Origin of the sequence: Pseudomonas sp. KSR10, assembly GCF_022355455.1 — a bacterium.
GTDB classification, from domain to species: Bacteria; Pseudomonadota; Gammaproteobacteria; order Pseudomonadales; family Pseudomonadaceae; genus Stutzerimonas; species Stutzerimonas stutzeri_E.
Map to the genome: position 1 here is coordinate 272,776 of NZ_JAKOEN010000011.1, position 19,279 is coordinate 292,054.

19 protein-coding genes and 1 pseudogene are annotated in these 19,279 nt (G+C 61.8%); 14 read left to right on the forward strand and 6 right to left on the reverse strand.

Annotated elements, in window-relative coordinates; translation table 11 throughout:
- Positions 1–34: 34 nt before the first annotated feature.
- Positions 35–292: pseudogene (locus MCB86_RS05115) on the reverse strand (hypothetical protein); the annotation flags it as partial.
- A gap of 153 nt (positions 293–445) precedes the next feature.
- Between MCB86_RS05115 and MCB86_RS05120 the strand changes: the two are divergent.
- The gene (locus MCB86_RS05120) at positions 446–1,411 is read left to right on the forward strand and encodes a magnesium transporter CorA family protein (protein WP_045160445.1); all 966 of its coding nucleotides are present in this window, start codon (positions 446–448) and stop codon (positions 1,409–1,411) included.
- Here MCB86_RS05120 and MCB86_RS05125 read toward each other — a convergent pair whose 3' ends face one another.
- The 4 genes from MCB86_RS05125 to MCB86_RS05140 form a co-directional block, all read right to left on the reverse strand.
- Positions 1,412–1,939: a hypothetical protein gene (locus MCB86_RS05125; protein ID WP_045160447.1), complete on the reverse strand. Its 528-nt coding sequence runs from the start codon at positions 1,937–1,939 to the stop codon at positions 1,412–1,414. It lies immediately after the preceding gene.
- A 70-nt stretch (positions 1,940–2,009) separates the two neighbouring features.
- Positions 2,010–2,492: a GNAT family N-acetyltransferase gene (locus MCB86_RS05130; protein ID WP_239610169.1), complete on the reverse strand. Its 483-nt coding sequence runs from the start codon at positions 2,490–2,492 to the stop codon at positions 2,010–2,012.
- A gap of 151 nt (positions 2,493–2,643) precedes the next feature.
- A complete protein-coding gene (gene argH, locus MCB86_RS05135; protein WP_239610171.1) occupies positions 2,644–4,038 on the reverse strand; it encodes an argininosuccinate lyase in 1,395 nt (464 codons plus the stop codon).
- A 165-nt stretch (positions 4,039–4,203) separates the two neighbouring features.
- Positions 4,204–6,135: a methyl-accepting chemotaxis protein gene (locus tag MCB86_RS05140; RefSeq protein WP_239610174.1), complete on the reverse strand. Its 1,932-nt coding sequence runs from the start codon at positions 6,133–6,135 to the stop codon at positions 4,204–4,206.
- Positions 6,136–6,405: 270 nt separating this feature from the next.
- Here MCB86_RS05140 and MCB86_RS05145 point away from each other — a divergent pair, with 270 nt between their 5' ends.
- The 9 genes from MCB86_RS05145 (at position 6,406) to MCB86_RS05185 (ending at position 14,810) form a co-directional block, all read left to right on the forward strand.
- Positions 6,406–7,488 carry a sensor histidine kinase gene (locus MCB86_RS05145; protein ID WP_045160453.1) on the forward strand — a complete coding sequence of 361 codons (1,083 nt, stop codon included), beginning with the start codon at positions 6,406–6,408 and terminating at the stop codon, positions 7,486–7,488.
- Positions 7,485–8,231 carry a LytTR family DNA-binding domain-containing protein gene (locus MCB86_RS05150; RefSeq protein WP_045160455.1) on the forward strand — a complete coding sequence of 249 codons (747 nt, stop codon included), beginning with the start codon at positions 7,485–7,487 and terminating at the stop codon, positions 8,229–8,231. Before MCB86_RS05145 ends, MCB86_RS05150 begins: the two co-directional genes overlap by 4 nt.
- Before the next feature lie 211 nt (positions 8,232–8,442).
- Entirely contained in the window at positions 8,443–9,381 is a 939-nt protein-coding gene (gene hemC, locus MCB86_RS05155; RefSeq protein WP_045160458.1) for a hydroxymethylbilane synthase, read from the forward strand.
- The gene (locus MCB86_RS05160) at positions 9,378–10,148 is read left to right on the forward strand and encodes a uroporphyrinogen-III synthase (RefSeq protein ID WP_239610176.1); all 771 of its coding nucleotides are present in this window, start codon (positions 9,378–9,380) and stop codon (positions 10,146–10,148) included. The genes hemC and MCB86_RS05160 overlap by 4 nt, the downstream gene beginning before the upstream one ends.
- Positions 10,149–10,164: 16 nt before the next feature.
- Positions 10,165–11,394 (forward strand): uroporphyrinogen-III C-methyltransferase, encoded by a 1,230-nt coding sequence (locus tag MCB86_RS05165; RefSeq protein ID WP_239610177.1) that lies wholly within the window; start codon positions 10,165–10,167, stop codon positions 11,392–11,394.
- Positions 11,391–12,629, forward strand: coding sequence for a heme biosynthesis HemY N-terminal domain-containing protein (locus MCB86_RS05170; protein ID WP_239610179.1), 1,239 nt, complete (start codon positions 11,391–11,393; stop codon positions 12,627–12,629). The genes MCB86_RS05165 and MCB86_RS05170 overlap by 4 nt, the downstream gene beginning before the upstream one ends.
- 118 nt (positions 12,630–12,747) lie before the next feature.
- Complete coding sequence (locus MCB86_RS05175) at positions 12,748–13,239, forward strand: disulfide bond formation protein B (protein WP_045160464.1); 492 nt, start codon at positions 12,748–12,750, stop codon at positions 13,237–13,239.
- 248 nt (positions 13,240–13,487) lie between these two features.
- Positions 13,488–13,952, forward strand: coding sequence for an Rsd/AlgQ family anti-sigma factor (locus MCB86_RS05180; RefSeq protein ID WP_045160465.1), 465 nt, complete (start codon positions 13,488–13,490; stop codon positions 13,950–13,952).
- A gap of 102 nt (positions 13,953–14,054) precedes the next feature.
- On the forward strand, positions 14,055–14,810 hold the full coding sequence (locus tag MCB86_RS05185) for an AlgP family protein (RefSeq protein ID WP_239610181.1): 756 nt from the start codon (positions 14,055–14,057) through the stop codon (positions 14,808–14,810).
- Here MCB86_RS05185 and MCB86_RS05190 read toward each other — a convergent pair.
- Positions 14,786–15,265, reverse strand: coding sequence for a TIGR02444 family protein (locus tag MCB86_RS05190; RefSeq protein WP_239610183.1), 480 nt, complete (start codon positions 15,263–15,265; stop codon positions 14,786–14,788). The genes MCB86_RS05185 and MCB86_RS05190 overlap by 25 nt on opposite strands.
- Positions 15,266–15,331: 66 nt before the next feature.
- On the opposite strand from MCB86_RS05190, the gene MCB86_RS05195 reads away from it, so the two are divergent.
- Genes MCB86_RS05195 through MCB86_RS05210 form a run of 4 tightly spaced genes read left to right on the forward strand, consistent with a single transcriptional unit; the run spans position 15,332 to position 19,273 of the window.
- A complete protein-coding gene (locus MCB86_RS05195) occupies positions 15,332–17,242 on the forward strand; it encodes an ATP-binding cassette domain-containing protein (protein WP_239610185.1) in 1,911 nt (636 codons plus the stop codon).
- A complete protein-coding gene (locus MCB86_RS05200; RefSeq protein WP_045160471.1) occupies positions 17,239–17,820 on the forward strand; it encodes a mechanosensitive ion channel family protein in 582 nt (193 codons plus the stop codon). Before MCB86_RS05195 ends, MCB86_RS05200 begins: the two co-directional genes overlap by 4 nt.
- Positions 17,821–17,825: 5 nt before the next feature.
- Complete coding sequence (locus tag MCB86_RS05205; protein WP_239610187.1) at positions 17,826–18,587, forward strand: TerC family protein; 762 nt, start codon at positions 17,826–17,828, stop codon at positions 18,585–18,587.
- A gap of 53 nt (positions 18,588–18,640) precedes the next feature.
- The gene (locus MCB86_RS05210; protein WP_045160474.1) at positions 18,641–19,273 is read left to right on the forward strand and encodes a LysE family transporter; all 633 of its coding nucleotides are present in this window, start codon (positions 18,641–18,643) and stop codon (positions 19,271–19,273) included.
- Positions 19,274–19,279 lie beyond the last annotated feature (6 nt).

Below are 19,279 nucleotides of genomic sequence, written 5' to 3' on the forward strand. Positions count from 1 at the left end.
GATGCTGTGCGCCGCGACGTGCCGCACTCTTCGCCTATTCGGCGAGATCAGGCAGATTGCGCAGCTGCGTTTCGTAGCTCTCGACGTCGAATGCGCGGTCTTGCTCGAGCATCTGCCGAATCTCGCGGGCGAGGACGAGGGCCATCAGCTTGAGAATCTCGTCGCGTTCGTAGCCGACCAGGGTCAGTTTGTTCAGCGTAGCCTGCGCGGCGGCAGGCTCGCCGGCTTCGAGCTGGTTTTCGATCGCCTGGATCAGGGTTTCTTCGGCGAAGCTTTCATCTTCATCGGACGTGGCATCGTTCATGTCGCAACTCTCGTCAGGAAAAATCTCGATAGCGGGTTTCGGCGAGTCCCGGCAAGCTGGCGCCAGCCGCGAACCTCTGAACGCTTCGCTTGGGCCGGTCTCTATTTCTACTATGGACCATCAAGGAGCACGACCGCAGCAATGATCACTCTGTACTGCCTTGAAAATGGCGCGCTGGTGCGTCGCGTTGCCGAAAGCCTGCAGACGCTGCCCGATAACGTGCTGTGGATCGACCTGTTGTCGCCTGATCAACAGGAAGAGCGCTTTGTCGAGTCGGAACTGGGGCTGGATATTCCGACCCGCGAAGAACTGGCGGAAATCGAGGATTCGTCGCGGTTCTACGACGAGGACGGCGCCATCTTCATGACCACCACGGTGGTGATGGGGATCGCCGATCGGCGCCCGGAAAATGCCGAGGTGACCTTCGTGCTGACCAAGCGCCGCCTGGTGACGGTGCGGTACAGCGAACTCAGCGCGTTTCGCCAGTTCGAATCCAAGAGCTCACGGCAGCCGTCCAACTACGCCACCAGTCATCAGATCTTCCTCGCCTTGGCCGACGCCGTGGTCGATCGCATCGCGGACGTGCTGGAAAGCGTGCAAATCGAATTGCAGGCCTTGTCGCGGCGCATCTTCGATGAAGGAAAGGAGCACCGCAGGGACCTGCAGCAGATCATTCAACAGCTCGGGCAGCATCGCTCGCTGCTGTCGCAGCTGGGCGAAAGCCTGTTCAGTTCGAGTCGACTGATCGCGTTCTATCGTCTGCATGCCGACGAGCCCAAACAGGGCGTCGCCAAGGGCCTATTGAAGGCGCTGGAGCGGGACGTGCGATCACTGGGCGAGCACCAGGCACGCCTGCTCGGCGATATCGCGTTCCTGCTCGATGCCACCCTGGGCCTGATCAATATCGAGCAGAACAGCATCATCAAGGTGTTTTCGATCGCCGCGGTGCTGTTCCTGCCCCCTACGCTGGTGGGGACGGTTTACGGCATGAACTTCGAGCGCATGCCCGAACTTGGCTGGTCGCTCGGCTACCCCATGGCGTTGGGCATGATGGTGGTCTCCGCGATCATTCCCTATGCCTGGTTCAAGTTCCGCGACTGGCTCTGATCAGCCGAAGAAATAAAGAACGATGCAGAATGCGCCCAGCAGCGCCCAAACGGCGCCAAAAATGACGGGCGTGCGCAGCGAGAACAGCAGTGTACGTTTGTAGCGCTCTCCTCCCGGCGGGCTATTTCCCTCGCCGAACAGGGCAGAATCGTGGTTGGGTAGCAGGCCGACATTGCCTTCGGTCTGCAGCAGCTCGGCCTGCTTGCGATGCCAGCGCTCTATCACGTCGAAGCTCGCCCGGATGCCGGGTATCGCATGCAGCGAGGTGAGCAGTCCAAGCAGCGCTAGCACGCTCGGCACAACCAGCCTGAACAGGCTTCCCCAGTCGGGATTGGTATTGGCCATGGAAGAGGCGAAGGCAATCATCAGAAACGACTGCGAAGACAGGTAGCCGCTGGTGCGGCTGGCCAGTAGCGTCGACTCGAAATGAATCTCCGAACGATAGAAATTCAACCGCTCCTTCGGCGAGTCGAAGACTTCAGCGCCTACGGTGTCCTGATTGAGCAACAGCGTTTTGAGGTCGGTCATAAGGGAGAGCAACTCGGGCATTAACGCGTTTGGCGCTATCCGGTCGGTCGAGTTCCCCCTTGAGTCGATCTTAGACCTGCTCTGCCAGCGCCTGCAGCGCGTCGCCCGTCAGGCGATAGGTCGTCCATTCGTCCTGCGGGCGCGCACCCAGTGATTCGTAAAAACGAATCGCCGGCTCGTTCCAGTCCAATACCGACCACTCGAAGCGCCCGCAACCACGGGACACCGCAAGGCGCGCGAGATATTTGAGGAGCGCCTTGCCGGCACCGGTGCCGCGAGCCTCGGGGGTGACGTAAAGATCTTCGAGGTACAGGCCGTTGCGGCCGAGCCAGGTCGAGTAGTTGAAGAAATACACCGCATAACCGATCGGTTGGCCATCGCTCTCGCAGATCAGCGCACTGGCGCTGGCATTCTCTGCGAACAGGCTGGTTTCGATGCCAGCGACGTCAGTCTTGACCTCGTGCTCGGCGCGCTCGTAGATCGCCAGTTCGGTGATGAAGCGCAGGATCAACGCTGCGTCTTCTCGGGTGGCATGACGGATATTCAAGGGCATGTACAGACTTCCAGCTGAACGTGTGGCTTGGACGGGCGGCGGAGCGTACTTCAGCGCCTGGCCACGATGATGGGCAATCGGCGCAGCCAGGGAATTGACCACGCTGGGACAGCCGACGAACGAAGTCGTCGACTGTTCTTCAGGTTGCGTATCAACGCGAGGCGAGCAGTTCGCGGCCGCGCTGGACGGCCGCGCGAACCTGCGCCGGGGCGGTGCCGCCGATGTGGTCGCGGGCATTCACCGAGCCTTCTAGGGTCAGCACGGCGAAGACATCCTCGTCGATCTGGTCGCTGAACCGGCGCAGCTCGTCGAGGCTCATTTCGGCCAGATCCTTGCCGCTGTCGACACCGTATTTCACTGCATGACCGACGATCTCGTGGCAATCGCGGAAGGGCAGCCCCTTGCGCACCAGGTAGTCGGCCAGATCCGTCGCGGTGGAGAAGCCGCGCAGCGCCGCTTCACGCATGATTTCGCGCTTCGGCTTGATCGCCGGGACCATGTCGGCAAAGGCGCGCAGCGAGTCGCGCAGGGTGTCGGCGGCGTCGAACAGCGGCTCTTTGTCTTCCTGGTTGTCCTTGTTGTAAGCCAGTGGCTGGCCTTTCATCAGCACCAGCAGGCCGCTCAGCGCGCCGAACACGCGTCCGGTTTTGCCGCGAACCAGCTCCGGCACGTCCGGGTTTTTCTTTTGCGGCATGATCGAGGAGCCGGTGCAGAAGCGGTCCGGCAGGTCGATGAACTGGAACTGCGCGCTGGTCCAGAGCACCAGCTCTTCGGAGAATCGCGACAGGTGCATCATCGCCACCGAGGCGGCGGCGCAGAACTCGATGGCGAAGTCGCGATCGGAGACGCCGTCCAGCGAGTTGCCGGAGATCGCATCGAAACCCAGCAGTTCGCAGGTGATTTCCCGCTGAATCGGGTAGGTGGTGCCGGCCAGTGCGGCCGAGCCCAGCGGCATCCGGTTGGTGCGCTTGCGGCAGTCGACCAGGCGTTCGTAGTCGCGCGAGAGCATCTCGAACCAGGCCAGCAGGTGATGCCCGAAGGTGACCGGTTGTGCCGTTTGCAGGTGAGTGAAACCGGGCATGATCGTATCGGCTTCCGCTTCCGCCAGTCCGAGCAGGCCCTGCTGCAGGCGGGGGATTTCGCCGAGGATGGTGCCGATTTCATCCCGCAGCCACAGGCGGATGTCGGTGGCGACTTGATCGTTGCGTGAGCGTCCGGTGTGCAGCTTTTTGCCGGTCACGCCGATGCGGTCGGTCAGTCGTGCTTCGATGTTCATGTGCACGTCTTCCAAATCGACGCGCCAGTCGAAGCTGCCAGCCTCGATCTCGCCCTGGATGTCCTTCAGATTGGCGATGATCTCGTCACGTTCGCCATCGCTCAGCACTCCGGCCTTTGCCAGCATGGTGGCGTGGGCGATGGAGCCCATGATGTCGTGGCGGTACAGGCGCTTGTCGAACTCGACGGAGGCGGTGAATCGGGCGACGAAGGCGTCGACGGGCTCGCTGAAGCGGCCGCCCCAGGACTGGTTGGTCTTGTCGGTGCTCATGAATGCGCTCGCAGAATCGGAATGGGCGAAAGAAAGGCCGAATAATAACAGGGTTCAGTGGCCCCTCATGCGCTCCCCGGTCTTTGGCCAACCGGGGAGCCGCCCGGAAGCGACGTCGGCTAGGATCGCGCTCAAACCTGAGCGACTACCCGGCACGATTTCCCGTCACGCCCTGAACTGACCCAGGCTGGCTTCGAGCCGGTCTGCCAGATTGCCTAGCGCTCGGCCACTGGTGGCGGTGGCGGTAACCGCGTCGGCCGATCGTTCGGCCTCGGTCAGGATCACCTGCACCCGGGCGCGGACATCGGACGCAGTACTGGCCTGCCGTTCGGCACCCGCTGTCGCTTCCTGTACGGTGTCATGCACCTGCGCCACGGCGAGCTGGAGCGTGCGCTGCAGCTCGCGGCTGGTCGTGAGCGAAGCCAAGCCGCTGTCGGCCTGCTCGCCTGTGCTGCTGATGGTCGATACGGCAGTCCGCGCACCTTGCTGCAGGCTCTCGATATGCGCCCGGATGTCGCCGGTGGACTGTTGGGTCTTGCTGGCCAGCGCTCGTACCTCATCGGCCACGACGGCAAAGCCGCGGCCGCTTTCGCCGGCACGAGCTGCCTCGATGGCCGCATTCAACGCGAGCAGGTTGGTCTGTTCGGCAATGCCTTGGATCACGGTCAGCACGACGTCGATCTGTTCGCTCTGCTTGGCCAGCTTCTCGATCACCTCGGTGCTGCTGCGTACGCCTTCGCCGAGTGCTGCGATGGTTTTTTCGACCTGGTCCGAGATGGCCTCGTTGTCGAGAGCCGCCTTGCGGATCGAAATCACCTGCTCCAGCGCAGCTTGCATTGCCTGGCTTTCTTCCTGGGCGCGGTGCGTCATGTCCGCAAGCGCCTGTAGGCTGCCGGCCACCTCATCGCGCTGGCGCTCGGCAGCGGTCGCTGCGGCAGTGCTGCGGCTGCTCAGCGCAGCGATTTCAGTACCGGTCTGCACGGCGATCGCGCGCGCTTCCTGGACGATGGGCTGAAGTTTGGCCAGGAAGAGGTTGACGGCATCGGCCATGTCGCCCACTTCGTCCGTGCTGTGAATCTTCACGCGTTGGGTGAGGTCGCCGTGGCCGGCCGACAAGTCGCGCAGCGCCGTCACCAACAGACCCAGGCGCCGCAAGACCCGACGGCCCAGCACCAGCGTCACGGCAATCAGCAGGAGCGCGCCAGTTATCGCGAGGCCGAGGCTGATTTTCCACAGCAGGCTGGTCGCCGACTGTTTCACGGCCTTCTGGCTGTTCGCATCGAGGGCTTGCGCCACTTCCGCAGCAGCCGTCAGGCGCGCAGCCAATACCTTTGCGCTGTCGCTGGCAGTGGCGGCAAGGCCGGTTTCGACCAGTTTCACGGTGCCCTCGATCAGCGTCTGGAACCGGCTGTCGAAGGCGGCGAGCTCGGCGTCTACCGCCGATGTGGACAAGCCGAGAACAACCTGGCCAATGACGGCGCCCTTGGGGTTGATGGCGGCCTTAGCGAGGTACAGCGCCGGGTCGTTCGCGGCTGCGGACAGAACCTTGTCGAAAGCGGATCGACCGTTGCCCTTGTCGAGCAGTGCCTTGATTCTCGGGTCCTTGCGATTCAGATGACGGGTGAGTTGATTGCCGCCGGCATCGAAATAAACGACGAAGACGACCGCCGGGTTTCGGTGCGCCATCCTGACGAACTCGGTCAGCGCGGGAATGTCGTTGTCCCAGATCGCCGAAGGCGCGACGCCAGCCAGCAAAATGGCCAAGTCATCGCCGGATTGCTTGAGGTGGCGTTCGAGCACGTCCTGCAGCTGTGCCTGTTCGCCGGTAAGGCGCTGCGTCAGGCCTTGGGCGAGATCGCCTCGCATGCGCTCGGACAGACTGGAAAGACCGCTTCGCACTTCCACATCAGCGGATTGAAGTTCGCCCAGCAGGCGCGCGGCGTCCTGGTCCAGGCTTTTCCGAATTTCCTGCTCCAGCGCGCCGATAGTGCCCCTCGTCAGTGCGAGAGCGACCACAACCTGCACCACCACCGCCGCACACAATGTGAGAAATACCGGACGCAGCAAACGGCTACGCAAAGAGGAAAACAGCAGCACGGCTCATACTCCTGCCGCCCCGGGCGGCCAATGGTCGGTAGGCGCAATGCAATCATTAAGCCACTATTTCGGTATCGGCCAGGCCGTTCGTGTCTTTAACCGCCCCGATGAACCGTCGCCAATTCGATTCCGCGCGCAAGTTGCGAAGGCTTAGTACTTCCGGTTCTTGAGGCGTCGATAGACTAAGGCGTTTACAGATGCGGTGGCAGCCATTCGACCTTCCCCGGTCTGCTCATTGCTTTGTGTCCTAGCCGCGCGGAAACTCACTCCATGCAAATAAAAACCTCCAGCCGGTCACGCCCAGCTGCCCAGACCGATGACTTCTTCGTGCCCGAATTGTGCGAGCCAGAAGCGCTTCTCGGACTGGTTTTGCTCGCCGAACTACTGGTGCTGGTATTGGTGCTGGCCGAGCCGATGCAGCCGAGCTTCAACTGGATGCGTCTGGCGCTGACATCGCTGTTCGTGCAGTGGGTGATGCTGCTATCGGCCGGCCTGACCTGCCAGTTGAGGCCGTTACTGGCGCGATTGTCGCCCTGGCTGGCGGGCCTGGCCTGCTGCGCCTTGGTGGTTGGGCTGACGCTGGCTTGCACGGCGGTGGCCGATATCTACCAGTTGGGCGGGCCGCTGACTCGTGTCGGTGAGGTCAATTTGTACCTGCGACATGCATTGATCAGTCTGATCATGTCGGGGCTGCTGTTGCGCTACTTCTACCTCCAGAGCCAGTGGCGGCGACAGGAGCAGGCCGAGCTCAAGGCGCGCATCGAGTCGCTGCAAGCGCGCATTCGTCCGCATTTTCTGTTCAACAGCCTGAACAGTATCGCCAGTCTGGTCGCGACGGATCCGAGCAAGGCCGAGCAGGCGGTGCTGGACCTGTCCGATCTGTTTCGCGCCAGCCTGGCGCGTCCCGGAACGCTGGTGCCCTGGAGCGAGGAGCTGGAGCTGTCGCGCCGCTACCTGTCGATCGAGCATTACCGTCTTGGCGAGCGGCTGCAGATCGAATGGCAGGTGGAGGGCGTTCCGGATGATCTGCCGATTCCTCAGCTGACTTTGCAACCGCTACTGGAAAACGCGCTGATTCATGGTATTCAGCCTCGGATCGAGGGAGGAATGGTCAGCGTGGCGGCGCATTATGCCGATGGCGTGTTTCATTTGGAGGTCAGCAATCCCTTTGATGAGGCCGCCCAAACGCCGCCATCCCGGGGCACGCAGCAGGCCCTGCACAATATAGACGCACGACTAACGGCACTTTTCGGTCCCGCAGCGAGTCTCAGCGTGAAGCGGCATAACGCCCGTCACTACACCTGTCTACGCTATCCGTGTGCGACACAAAAGCAGGAAGCCAGATCCATATGAATGTGCTGATTGTCGATGACGAACCTCTAGCCCGCGAGCGCCTTAGCCGACTGGTAGGTGATCTTGACGGCTATCGTGTCCTGGAACCTTCCGCCGCCAACGGCGAGGAGGCGCTGTCCCTGATCGAGGAACTGCGCCCCGATGTCGTGTTGCTGGATATCCGTATGCCAGGCCTCGATGGTCTTCAGGTCGCTGCCAAGCTTTGCGAGCGCGATGCCCCTCCGGCCGTGATTTTCTGTACGGCCCATGACGAATTCGCGCTGGACGCGTTCCAGGTCAGTGCGGTCGGCTATCTGGTCAAGCCAGTGCGCCCGGAGCATCTGGCCGAGGCGCTGAAGAAGGCTGAGCGCCCGAACCGGGTCCAGCTTGCCGCACTCACACGTCCTGCGGCGGTTTCTGGGACCGGACCTCGCAGCCATATCAGCGCCCGGACTCGCAAGGGCATCGAGCTGATTCCGCTGCCCAAGGTGATTTATTTCATCGCCGATCATAAATACGTGACCCTGCGTCACGAGGGCGGCGAGGTGCTGTTGGACGAGCCGCTCAAGGCGCTCGAGGACGAGTTCGGCGACCGCTTCGTACGCATTCATCGCAACGCCCTGGTGTACCGGGACCGCATCGAACGCCTACAGCGCACGCCGCTTGGTCATTTCCAGTTGTTTCTCAAGGGCCTAGAAGGTGAGCCGCTGACGGTCAGCCGGAGACATGTCGCCGGTGTGCGTAAGCTGATGCAGAACCTTTGAGGCGCAGCTTTGAGTCAGAAGCTGATTGGTGGCCGCAGGGCCGTGAGCGAGTGCTGCGCGGTGGGGGCTGGGTTGATGCAGGGACGCACCATGCTGCGCCGTTTCTAGCTTTTAGCTTCTAGCTCCACGCTACTTTCCTTGATTCCTGCCAATCCAGCCGGGTTGCCCGGCCTGTTATCATCGGCGGCAGTTCATTTGCCAGGAATTGCCCATGTCCCGCGAAATTCGCATCGCCACCCGAAAAAGTGCCCTGGCCCTGTGGCAGGCCGAATATGTCAAGGCGCGCCTTGAGGCTGCTCATCCCGACGTGTCCGTCAGCCTGGTGCCGATGGTCAGTCGCGGTGACAAGCTGCTCGATGCTCCGCTGGCGAAGATCGGTGGCAAGGGGCTGTTCGTCAAGGAGCTGGAAACGGCGCTGATGGAGAACCAGGCAGATATTGCCGTGCACTCTATGAAAGACGTGCCGATGGAGTTCCCCGAAGGGCTCGGCCTGTACTGCGTTTGCGAACGTGAAGATCCCCGCGACGCCTTTGTTTCCAATCGCTTCGAGAATCTCGATGCATTGCCGCCGGGAGCGATCGTCGGTACTTCCAGCCTGCGGCGTCAGGCGCAATTGCTGGCGCGCCGCCCGGATTTGAAGATTCAGTTCCTGCGCGGCAACGTCAACACCCGTCTGGCCAAGCTCGATGCCGGCGAGTACGACGCCATCATCCTCGCCGCGGCCGGTCTCATCCGCCTTGGTTTCGGTGAACGCATCCGCTCCAGCATCGGCGTCGAAGACAGTCTGCCAGCAGGAGGCCAGGGTGCAGTCGGTATCGAATGCCGGACTGGCGATACGGAGCTGCATCAACTACTGCAGTGCATGAACGATCCGCAGACGGCGTTGCGTGTCAGTGCTGAGCGTGCACTGAATCGTCATCTGAATGGCGGTTGCCAAGTACCGATTGCCTGTTATGCAGTGCTTGAAGGCGATCAGTTGTGGTTGCGCGGCCTGGTCGGACAGCCGGATGGCACCTTGCTGTTGCGCGCCGAAGACCGTGCTCCGGCCACCGATGCGCAAACGCTCGGCGTGCGCGTTGCCGAAGCGCTGCTGGCACAAGGCGCGGCCAAGATCCTGCAGGACGTTTACGGTGAGGCCGGCAAGGCGTGAGCGGCTGGCGTCTGCTGCTGACGCGTCCGGCTGAAGAATGCGTCGCCTTGGCTGCAGCGCTGTCTGAGGCGGGTATCCACAGCGCGAGCCTGCCACTGCTCGCGATCGAAGCATTGGACGAGACCGTGGGGCAGCGCACCACGATACGCGAGCTGGATCGTTATGGCGCGGTGGTGGTAGTGAGCAAGCCAGCGGCGAGGCTGGGTCTGGCATTGCTCGATCGCTATGGGCTGCAGCCATCGCCTGGCCAAGCTTGGTTCAGCGTTGGTGCTGCTACAGGGGCCATCCTGAAAGACCATGGCGTGAATGCCTGTTGGCCTGATCGTGGCGACGACAGCGAGGCTCTCCTGTCGCTGCCGCGTCTGACTGCGGCGCTCGACATAGCGGACCCGAAAGTCTTGATCCTGCGCGGTGAAGGCGGTCGCGAACATATTGCCGAAACGCTTCGCCACCGCGGTGCCCAGGTCGACAGCCTTGAGTTGTACCGGCGCTGCCTACCCGACTATCACCCAGGCGCACTGATCGAGACCCTTCGTTCGGAACGGCTGAATGCCGTGGTGGTCAGCAGTGGGCAGGGTTTAGAGTCCCTGCACGAACTGGCAGGGGACGACTGGCCCATGCTGCGTGAGCTACCCTTGTTCGTACCTAGCCCTCGGGTGGCCGGAATGGCTGCGTCTTTGGGCGCCAAGAGAATAGTGGACTGCCGTGGTGCCGGAACCGCGGCTTTGCTGGCGGCGCTACGGGGCAATCCCGAGCCCGCCTCCTGATGCAAAGGATGGAAACGTGAGCGAAGCAGATTCCGATAAGACAGCGAAACAACCCACGGGCAGCGATCCCGTCACCCCACCGAAGCCCGTCGAGAAAGAGAACACGAAAGATTCGAAAGAGCCACCCAAGGCTCCGCCACCCAAAACCACCCCTGTTGCGACCGATTCCCGCGGCGGTAAAGCGCTGGCCGGCCTGGCTCTGCTGGTCGGCCTGGCCGGTCTGGCTGCTGGAGGCTACAGCGTCTGGCAGACCCAGCAATTGGCTGAGCGGGAGCGCCAGCAGCTCGATGCGGTACAGGCGACCCGTGAGCAGGCGAGTCAGTTGGACACGCGCAATCAACAGCTGGCCAGTCGTCTCGGACGGTTGGAGCAGCTGCCTTCGGCGGAACAGCTGGAAGACCGGCGTCGCCTGCTTTCCGAGTTGCAGAGTGATCAGCAGCGGCTCGCGGGGCGGGTGGAGCAGGTGCTGGGGGCGAGCCGAGAACAGTGGCGGTTGGCTGAGGCCGAACATTTGTTGCGTATGGCGATGTTGCGTCTGTCGGCCATGCAAGACGTGAACAGTGCGCAATCCTTGATTGCCGAGGCGGATCTGATTTTGCGCAAGCAGGACGATCCGGGCGCGTATGGTGCACGTCAGAAACTGCTGGAGGGGCTCGAGGCCTTGCGCAGCCTGCCGGATCTGGATCGGACCGGCCTGTTCATGCAACTGGGCGCGCTGCGTGGACAGGCCAATCAGCTCAGCGGCCTGGCCCCTGAGTTCGAAAACGGCCCCGGCACGCCAGATATGCAGAACGAAAGCCGCTGGCGGCAATGGCTGGACGAGCTGACGCGCTACGTGCGGATCGATTTCAATGCCGGGACCGATGTCAAACCACTGCTGGCTGGCCAGAGCCTGGCGCAAGTGCGGCTCGCCCTATCGTTGGCCATCGAGCAGGCGCAGTGGGCGGTGCTCAATGGCAACGAACAAGTCTATCGGCAATCGCTGGATCAGGCCGCCCGGCTGATCGAAGACCACTTCAGCGAGGAAAACGGCCAGAGCCGAGGTTTGCGTGATCGCATCGAGCAGCTGGCGAAGCGGCAGGTGTCGGTCACCCTGCCGGATCTAGCGCCGGCGCTACAGGCCATGCAGGCCTATGTGCAAAAGCGTGAATCGTCCCAAAACAGCGAACCTGCTGCCGCTCCTGCCGAGCGCGGTGAGCCGGCCGGCGAGGCCGACCAAGCGGCCGAAGGGGATCTGCGCACATGAAGCGACTGGCCTTTGTTGTTCTTATCCTGCTAGTGGTGGTCGGCTTTTTCGGCTGGGCCATTTACCAAGACCCCGGCTACGTTCTGATCAGCTATGACCGCTTTCGCTATGAATCGAGCTTCTGGATATTTTTGGGCCTGATCGCCTGTCTCTGGCTGTTGGCGATGGTGGTTCACTGGGTTATCGGATTGCTTCATGCGTCCGGCGCACTGGTCAATCCCTGGTCCCGGCGCCATCGCGCGCGCCGTGTAGCCAAGGCCTCGCGCGCGGGATTGCGGGAGCTGGCCGAAGGACAGTGGGGGCTTGCGCTCGGGCACCTGCGTATCGCCGCCGAGCATGATCGCCAACCGCTGGTGCACTATCTCGGTGCCGCCCGTGCCGCGAGCGAGCTGGGCGAGTATGAGCAAAGTGATGAGTTGCTGCGCAAAGCCCGCGAACGCGAACCCGAAGCCGGCCTGGCTGTAGGACTGACACAGGCCCAGTTGCAAATCGCTCGCGGCCAGTACGATGCGGCGCGTGAGTCCCTGAATGCATTGCACAGCGATCACCCGCGCCATCCCTATGTGCTGACCTTGCTTCAGCAGCTTTACGTGCAACTGCAGGACTGGCCTGCCCTGTGCCGGCTGCTACCAGAGCTGCGCAAGCACCGCGTGCTGCCTCCCGCTCGGCTAGATGAGCTGGAACGGCTGGCCTGGACCGCCGCTCTGGAGCAGGTGGGGCAGGTGCAAGCCGCGACCTCGGAGGGCGCGCAGCAGGCGCTGAATCAGCGCTGGCAAACCGTACCGAGTAAATTGCGTAACGAACCGCTGCTGGTACGTGCCTATACGGATGGCTTGAGCCGGCTGGGCGTGGAGGAAAAGGCGGAGGAAATCCTGTATGCCGCGCTCAAGCGCCAGTTCGACGACCTCCTAATCGAGCGCTACGGTCGCGTTCGTGGGCGCGAGCCTTCACGCCAATTGGCCCATGCGGAGGCCTGGCTCAAGGCGCATCCGGACAACCCCGAATTGCTGCTCGCGCTCGGCCGCCTGAGCCTCCGCAACGAGTTCTGGGGCAAGGCGCGGGACTATCTGGAAGCGAGCCTGCGGCTCGAGCATCGTCCGCAAACCTGCGCCGAGCTGGCGCGCTTGCTGGCCCAGCTGGGTGACAAAGAGCGTAGCAATCGCCTATTTCAGGAAGGGCTCGGGCTTCTCGATCAGTCCAGCAACAACCGGTTGCAAGTGGTCAACGGCAGCTAGCAACCAGTGGGCGCGTGGCGTGACGGCCATCCCGTGCCGTTGCGCCGATTTCCGTATGGCTTGCAGCTCGCCGCGCGCAGCACTACCGTAGCGAACTTTTCCTGTCTGCGGAGTCACCATGAACCTGGCCAGCCCACGTTCGCTGTTTCTTCTGGCATTCATCGGCTGCGTGCTGATGATGATCGCTGCACTGTATCTCGAGCATGTGGTCGGGCTCGCGCCATGCCCCCTGTGCATCGTTCAGCGTATTTGCGTTATCGGCTTCGGCCTGGTCTGCCTGATTGCCGCGCTTCACGGGCCGCACAAAACCGGTCGCCGCGTATATTCGGCGGTGGCGCTGCTGTTCGCGGTGGCAGGCGGTGCCACGGCCATTCGTCAGATTTGGCTGCAGAACATGCCTGCCGACCAACTGCCGAGCTGCTTGCCCAGTCTCGAGTACATGATGGATGCGTTACCGTTCCAGGAGATTGCCCGTCTGGTGCTCCATGGTACGGCCGAATGCGCTGAAGTCAGCTGGACATTGCTGGGGATGAGCATCCCGGAATGGACCTTGTTGGCGTTCATCGGGATGGTGGTTTTCTGTCTCTGGCAGCTGTTGCGACGCGATTGAGGCTTTTCGTCAGGGTGAGCGAATGATCGCTGCGCTTGGTGGTCAATGATCCAGAGCGAAGCGATGGACATTTGATTGCTCGGAGTAATTTGGTCTGTGCTGCTTGATGCATCGATCGCCTCAGCTTAGTCTGCTCTGGCAGCGTCGGTTTCCGTCCGTCGCTGTCACTCACCCAAGGCCGATATCCCAAGACAATAACCGTCTCGGAAGGCGCAACAGGCATCATCGATTAGGGAAGTGAGGTCATCATGCTCGAGAGCTGTCGGAACGCCCAGGAACGCTGGGGAGGTGTGCACTTGCTGATCGACCGCTGGCTGCAAGAACGCCATGCATTGATCAACGCATTCGATGGATTGCATGTCGGTGAGGCTGTTGCCAGCCGTTCCGCCTTGCAGAAATTCTGCGAAATTCTGCTCGACTACGTGTCGGCCGGTCATTTCGAAATCTACGAGCAACTGCTCAATGAGGCCGAAGCGTTCGGCGATGAGCGCGGCCTCGAACTCGCCCGTCAGATCTATCCGCGAATCGAAGCCATTACCGAGGTAGCGGTGGCCTTCAATGACCGTTGCGATAAAGGCGATTGCTTGAGCAGCCCGGATTTGCCCGATGAGCTGAAGCGACTGGGGCCGTTATTGCATGAGCGCTTCGAGTTGGAAGATTGTCTGATCGAAGTCCTCCACACCGCGCATAAACAGACCGCCGCTACCGCTTGAAGCTGGTCCTGTATAGAGTGGCTGCGGTTTTAGCCGCGGCCTATGGCGATTGCCTGGGAACCTTATTTGGTGGCTGCATCCATTTCGTCAGGAGACGTCTTCATGGCTGCAAAGAAAAACCCCGTCAGCACTCCGCTGCATCTGTTGCAGCAGCTTTCGCACAGTTTGGTGGTGCATCTGCAGAAGGCCTGTAGCGAGGCGCAGAGGGACGCTGAAGTTCTGTTGGCGCAGCTCGAAAAACAGCGTGGCAAGACGCAGGAGAAAATCGTCAAGGCGCGCGCCAAGCTTGATGACGCCGGTAATGCTGGCAAATCGAAGGCGCAGACCAAGGCTCGCGCCAAACTGGCCGAGCTGGACGATGTGCTCGCCGTGTTGCAGGCGCGGCAGAGTGAAACGCTGAGTTACCTGGCTGAACTGAAACGCGACGCGGAACAGAGCCTGAAACTGGCTCAGGGCGTTACCCAGGTCGAAAAAGCCGCCGCCCAAGCGCTGGTGTCGCGCGACAAGCCCGCCGCCCCTCGTGTTGCGAGCCGAACCAAAGCTACTCCCAATGTAGCCAAACCGGCCGCCGACGTCTCAGCAGATAGCAAGGCAGCGTCAGGCAAGGTGCCTGCACGTGCGGCGCGAGCCAGACCGGCCAGCGCCAAAAGCAGCGCCACGGATAAGCCCTCCGAAGCCAAGGCGCCCGTAGCGAAAGCGGCGAATGCTGCGCGCCGGCCCGCGAGCACAGCTGCCAAGTCTGGCCCTGCCAAACCGGCTTCGGCAGCCAAGCCGACGGCTGCGAAGAAACCGGCAGCACGCAAACCGACCGCGGCCAAACGCGAAACAAGCGGTCAGTCTTCGCCCGCTGCGAGTTGAGCCGCTGCTGCACGTCGCAGGATGGCTATCGGCATGCGTGTCTCGCCGCGCAAGTCGATGGAGAGTCGTTCCAGCCAGTCGGCTGGCCTGCAGCCTGTCGGCCAATGTCGCGCTGCATCCTGCAAACGCTGGAGCTGGACTTGTTCGGCGTCCAGTTCCAGCCTCTTCACGCGTGCGCGCAAACCCGCCAGATCGTCGTCCGAAATGGCCTGTTGGCGCCAGCCCTGGCGCAGGTTGCGTAGCGGGGCGACCACACTGGTCCGCCAGTCGTCGCTGATATTTTTCAATTGAGCAAGCCGCGCGTCATCACAGCCGACGCTGCGGCATTCCAGCCAGGCGCCGGTCAATAGCAGGCAAACATCAGCACCTGCAGCTTGCAGTTCAAGACAGGTTGCCTCCACACCGGGCTGTGCATAGCAGCTGAGGGCGAAGGTCCAGAGATCGTCATGGATCATGAGTGTCGGTTTTTTTCGTAAGAGCCGGATGGATTTCCGGGCGACCTGATAAACTCCGCCGCCATTATGATCCGACTTCAGAACCTGACTCTACAGCGCGGGCCTCAGCGACTGCTGGAAGGCGCCGAGCTGACCCTTCATCCTGGCCAGAAGGTGGGGCTGGTAGGTGCCAATGGCGCCGGCAAATCCAGCCTGTTCGCGCTACTGCGTGGCGAATTCACTGCAGACGGCGGCGATTGCCAGCTGCCGCCGGATTGGCGTATCGCCCACATGCGCCAGGAGGTCGACACGCTCGATCGCCTAGCCGTCGATTATGTCCTTGATGGCGACACCGAGTTGCGCCGTGTCCAGACCGAGCTGGCCATCGCCGAGTCCGCTCATGACGGCACCGCCTTGGCGCGTTTGCATACCGAGCTGGACAACGCCGATGGCTATTCCGCCGATGCCCGAGCGCGCAAGCTGCTCGCCGGCCTGGGGTTCGCCAACGAACAGATGGATCTACCGGTCAGCAGCTTCTCCGGCGGTTGGCGGATGCGCCTGAATCTGGCACAGGCCTTGATGTGTCCTTCGGATCTGCTGTTGCTCGACGAACCCACCAACCACCTCGATCTGGATGCCATTCTCTGGCTGGAGACCTGGCTCAAAAGCTATCCGGGCACCCTGATGCTGATTTCCCACGACCGCGACTTCCTCGACGAGGTGGTCGGCCACGTGGTGCATGTCGAACAGCGCAAGCTGACCCTCTATCGTGGGGGGTACTCGGCATTCGAGCGTGCCCGTGCCGAACGCCTGGCACAGCAGCAGCAAGCGTTCGAAAAGCAGCAGGCGCAGCGCGAGCACATGGAGGATTTCATTCGGCGTTTCAAGGCGAAGGCGAGCAAGGCGCGCCAGGCACAGAGTCGAATCAAGGCGCTTGAGAGATTGGAAGAACTGGCCCCGGCGCATATCGATTCGCCGTTCGACTTCATGTTCCGTGAAGCGGACAAGGTTTCCAGTCCGTTGCTGGATCTGGCCGAAGGGCGTCTCGGCTATGGCGACAGGCTGATACTGGACAAGGTCAAGTTGCAGCTGGTGCCTGGCGCACGGATCGGCCTGCTCGGTCCCAACGGTGCGGGCAAGTCGACGCTGATCAAGACGCTGGCCAACGAGTTGCAACCACTGGGCGGTCGTCTGCAGCGCGGTGAGAATTTGGTGATCGGCTATTTCGCCCAGCATCAACTCGACGCATTGGATGCCAAGGCCAGCCCGCTGTTGCATTTGCAGCGCGTCGCGTCGGGTGAGCGCGAACAGGTGCTGCGCGATTTTCTCGGTGGTTTCGATTTTCGCGGCAATCGTTGTGACGAGCCAGTCCTGAATTTTTCCGGCGGAGAAAAGGCGCGACTCGCGCTGGCGTTGATCGCCTGGGGCAAGCCCAACCTGTTGCTGCTCGACGAGCCGACCAACCATCTGGATCTGGAGATGCGTCTGGCTCTGACGCTGGCGTTGCAGGACTTCGAGGGGGCTGTGTTGGTGGTGTCGCACGATCGCCATCTGCTCAAGAGCACGACCGATGAGTTTCTCTTGGTGGCCGATGGGCGAGTCGTCACCTTCGACGGAGATCTGGAAGATTACGCTCGATGGTTGGTGGACTACCGCGCCCGTCAGCAACCGTCCAGCGCAGCCGAGCCCGCCGGTGATAAGACCGACAAGCGTGCCTTGCGTCAGGCGGCGGCTGCGTTGCGCCAACAGCTGGCGCCGCTCAAGCGCCAGGCCGACAAGCTTGAAAACGAGCTGGCCGGAGTTCAGGAAAAGCTGGCCGTGCTGGAACAGCGCTTAGGTGATGCCGCACTCTACGAGGCTGCGCGCAAAGATGAGTTGCGCGAGCTGCTGGCCAAGCAGGCGGAGCTGAAAGTGCGCGAGGGTGAGCTGGAGGAGGCCTGGCTGGTCGCACTGGAAGCGCTGGAAACTTTGCAAGTGCAGCTCGAGGGCAGCGTATGAGCGAGCAATTGTTACTGCTTTCCCAGCAATGGCGCGACCCGTTGCTGCTCGGGCTGCAGGTTTTGCTGATCCTGTTCATCGCTTACCTGTTGCAACGTCTGGTGACGCGTGGGCTAGGTCGACTTGGCAGCCGTTATCCATTGCCGCCTGAGTTGCTGCTGCCGCTGCGCGGTGGCGTTCGCTGGCTCATCATCGGCGGCGCGCTGATCATGGTGCTCGAGCGCTTCGGGGTGTCGGCGACGGTGCTCTGGACAGCGTTCTCCGGTTTCGTTGCGGTGGCGGCAGTCGCCTTTTTCGCTATCTGGAGTGTTTTGTCCAATCTGCTCTGCGCCGTGCTGATCATGACTGTGGGGCCCTTTCGGCTGGGCGATCTGGTGGAGTTGGTCGAGAGCTTCGACAAGCCGATCGTCAAAGGCCGGGTCATCGACATCAACATGCTCTACACCACGTTGGAGGAAGTCTCCGAGAGTGGAACCGGTGCGATCGTTCAGGTGCCAAACAGCTTGTTCTTCCAGAAAGTCTTGCGCCGCTGGCGTGGGACCGATATCCAAACCTCCAATCACAGCACACACGAGTAACACTCATGGAATGGCTTAGCAGCCCAGAAATCTGGGTCGCGTTTCTGACCCTGACCGCCCTGGAAATCGTCCTCGGCATCGACAACATCATCTTCATTTCCATTTTGGTGGGGCGCCTGCCGAAGGAGCAGCAGCCCAAGGCACGCTTCTTCGGGTTGGCCCTGGCGATGGGCACGCGGATTCTCTTGCTGCTATCCATCGCTTGGGTGATGCGTCTGACCAACGAGCTGTTCACCGTGTTCGAGCACGGCGTGTCCGGGCGGGATTTGATTCTGTTCTTCGGCGGCTTGTTCCTGCTGTTCAAGAGCACCATGGAAATCTGGCACAGCGTCGAAGGGGAAGAGGCGCAGGACGGCACCACCGCAGGCGCGGCCAAGGCCGGTTTCGTTGGGATCATCCTGCAGATCGCGGTGATCGATATCGTCTTCTCGCTGGACTCGGTGATTACCGCGGTGGGGCTGGTGGACAACGTGCAAGTTATGATCGCCGCGATCGTCATCGCCGTCGGGGTGATGATGCTGGCGGCCGGCACCATCAGCGATTTCATCGACAAGCATCCGACACTGAAGATCCTCGCGCTGTCGTTCCTGATCGTAGTGGGCACGCTGCTCGTCGCAGAAGCGTTCGGTGCACACGTACCCAAGGGTTACGTGTACTTCGCCATGGCATTCTCGTTGACGGTCGAAGCCCTCAACATTCGCATGCGCAAGGCAATGAATCGCAAGTTGAAAGAGCCGGTGAAGCTCGGCAAAGACATACCGGACTGAGGCCTATCGCCGGCTGCGCCTGCTCGGTGCAGCCGGTGGTGTGAGGATTCAACATGACGTTCGAAACTTGGCTTGCCTTCTTTGTTGCCTGTTGGGTCATCAGCCTGTCGCCGGGCGCTGGGGCCATCGCCTCTATGTCCTGTGGGTTGCGGTACGGCTTCTGGCGCGGCTACTGGAACGCCATTGGCCTGCAAATCGCGCTGGCGTTGCAGATCGCAGTCGTGGCGGCGGGGGTGGGCGCCGTCCTGGCGACCTCCTCACTGGCCTTCAGCCTGATCAAATGGTTTGGTGTCGCCTACCTGCTATGGCTCGCTCTGAAGCAGTGGCAAGCGGTGCCCTCGGTGCTTGACGATAGCGCTGGGCCACGGCCAATCGGGCAGCCGCTGGCCCTGATTTTCCGCGGGTTTCTGGTCAATGCCAGCAACCCGAAGGCCATCGTGTTCATTCTTGCCGTGTTGCCGCAGTTTCTTGATCCGCATCGGGACCTGGTGGTGCAGTACCTGCATATGGGGACCACCATGGTAGTGGTCGACCTGATCGTCATGGCTGGCTATACCGGGCTGGCAGCCAAGGTATTGAGGCTGCTGCGCACGCCCCGCCAGCAGCGCTTGGTCAATCGCAGCTTTGCCGCCATGTTCGCCGGCACGGCGGCCTTGCTGGCGACGGTGCGGCGGGCTGCGGTATGACGGCGA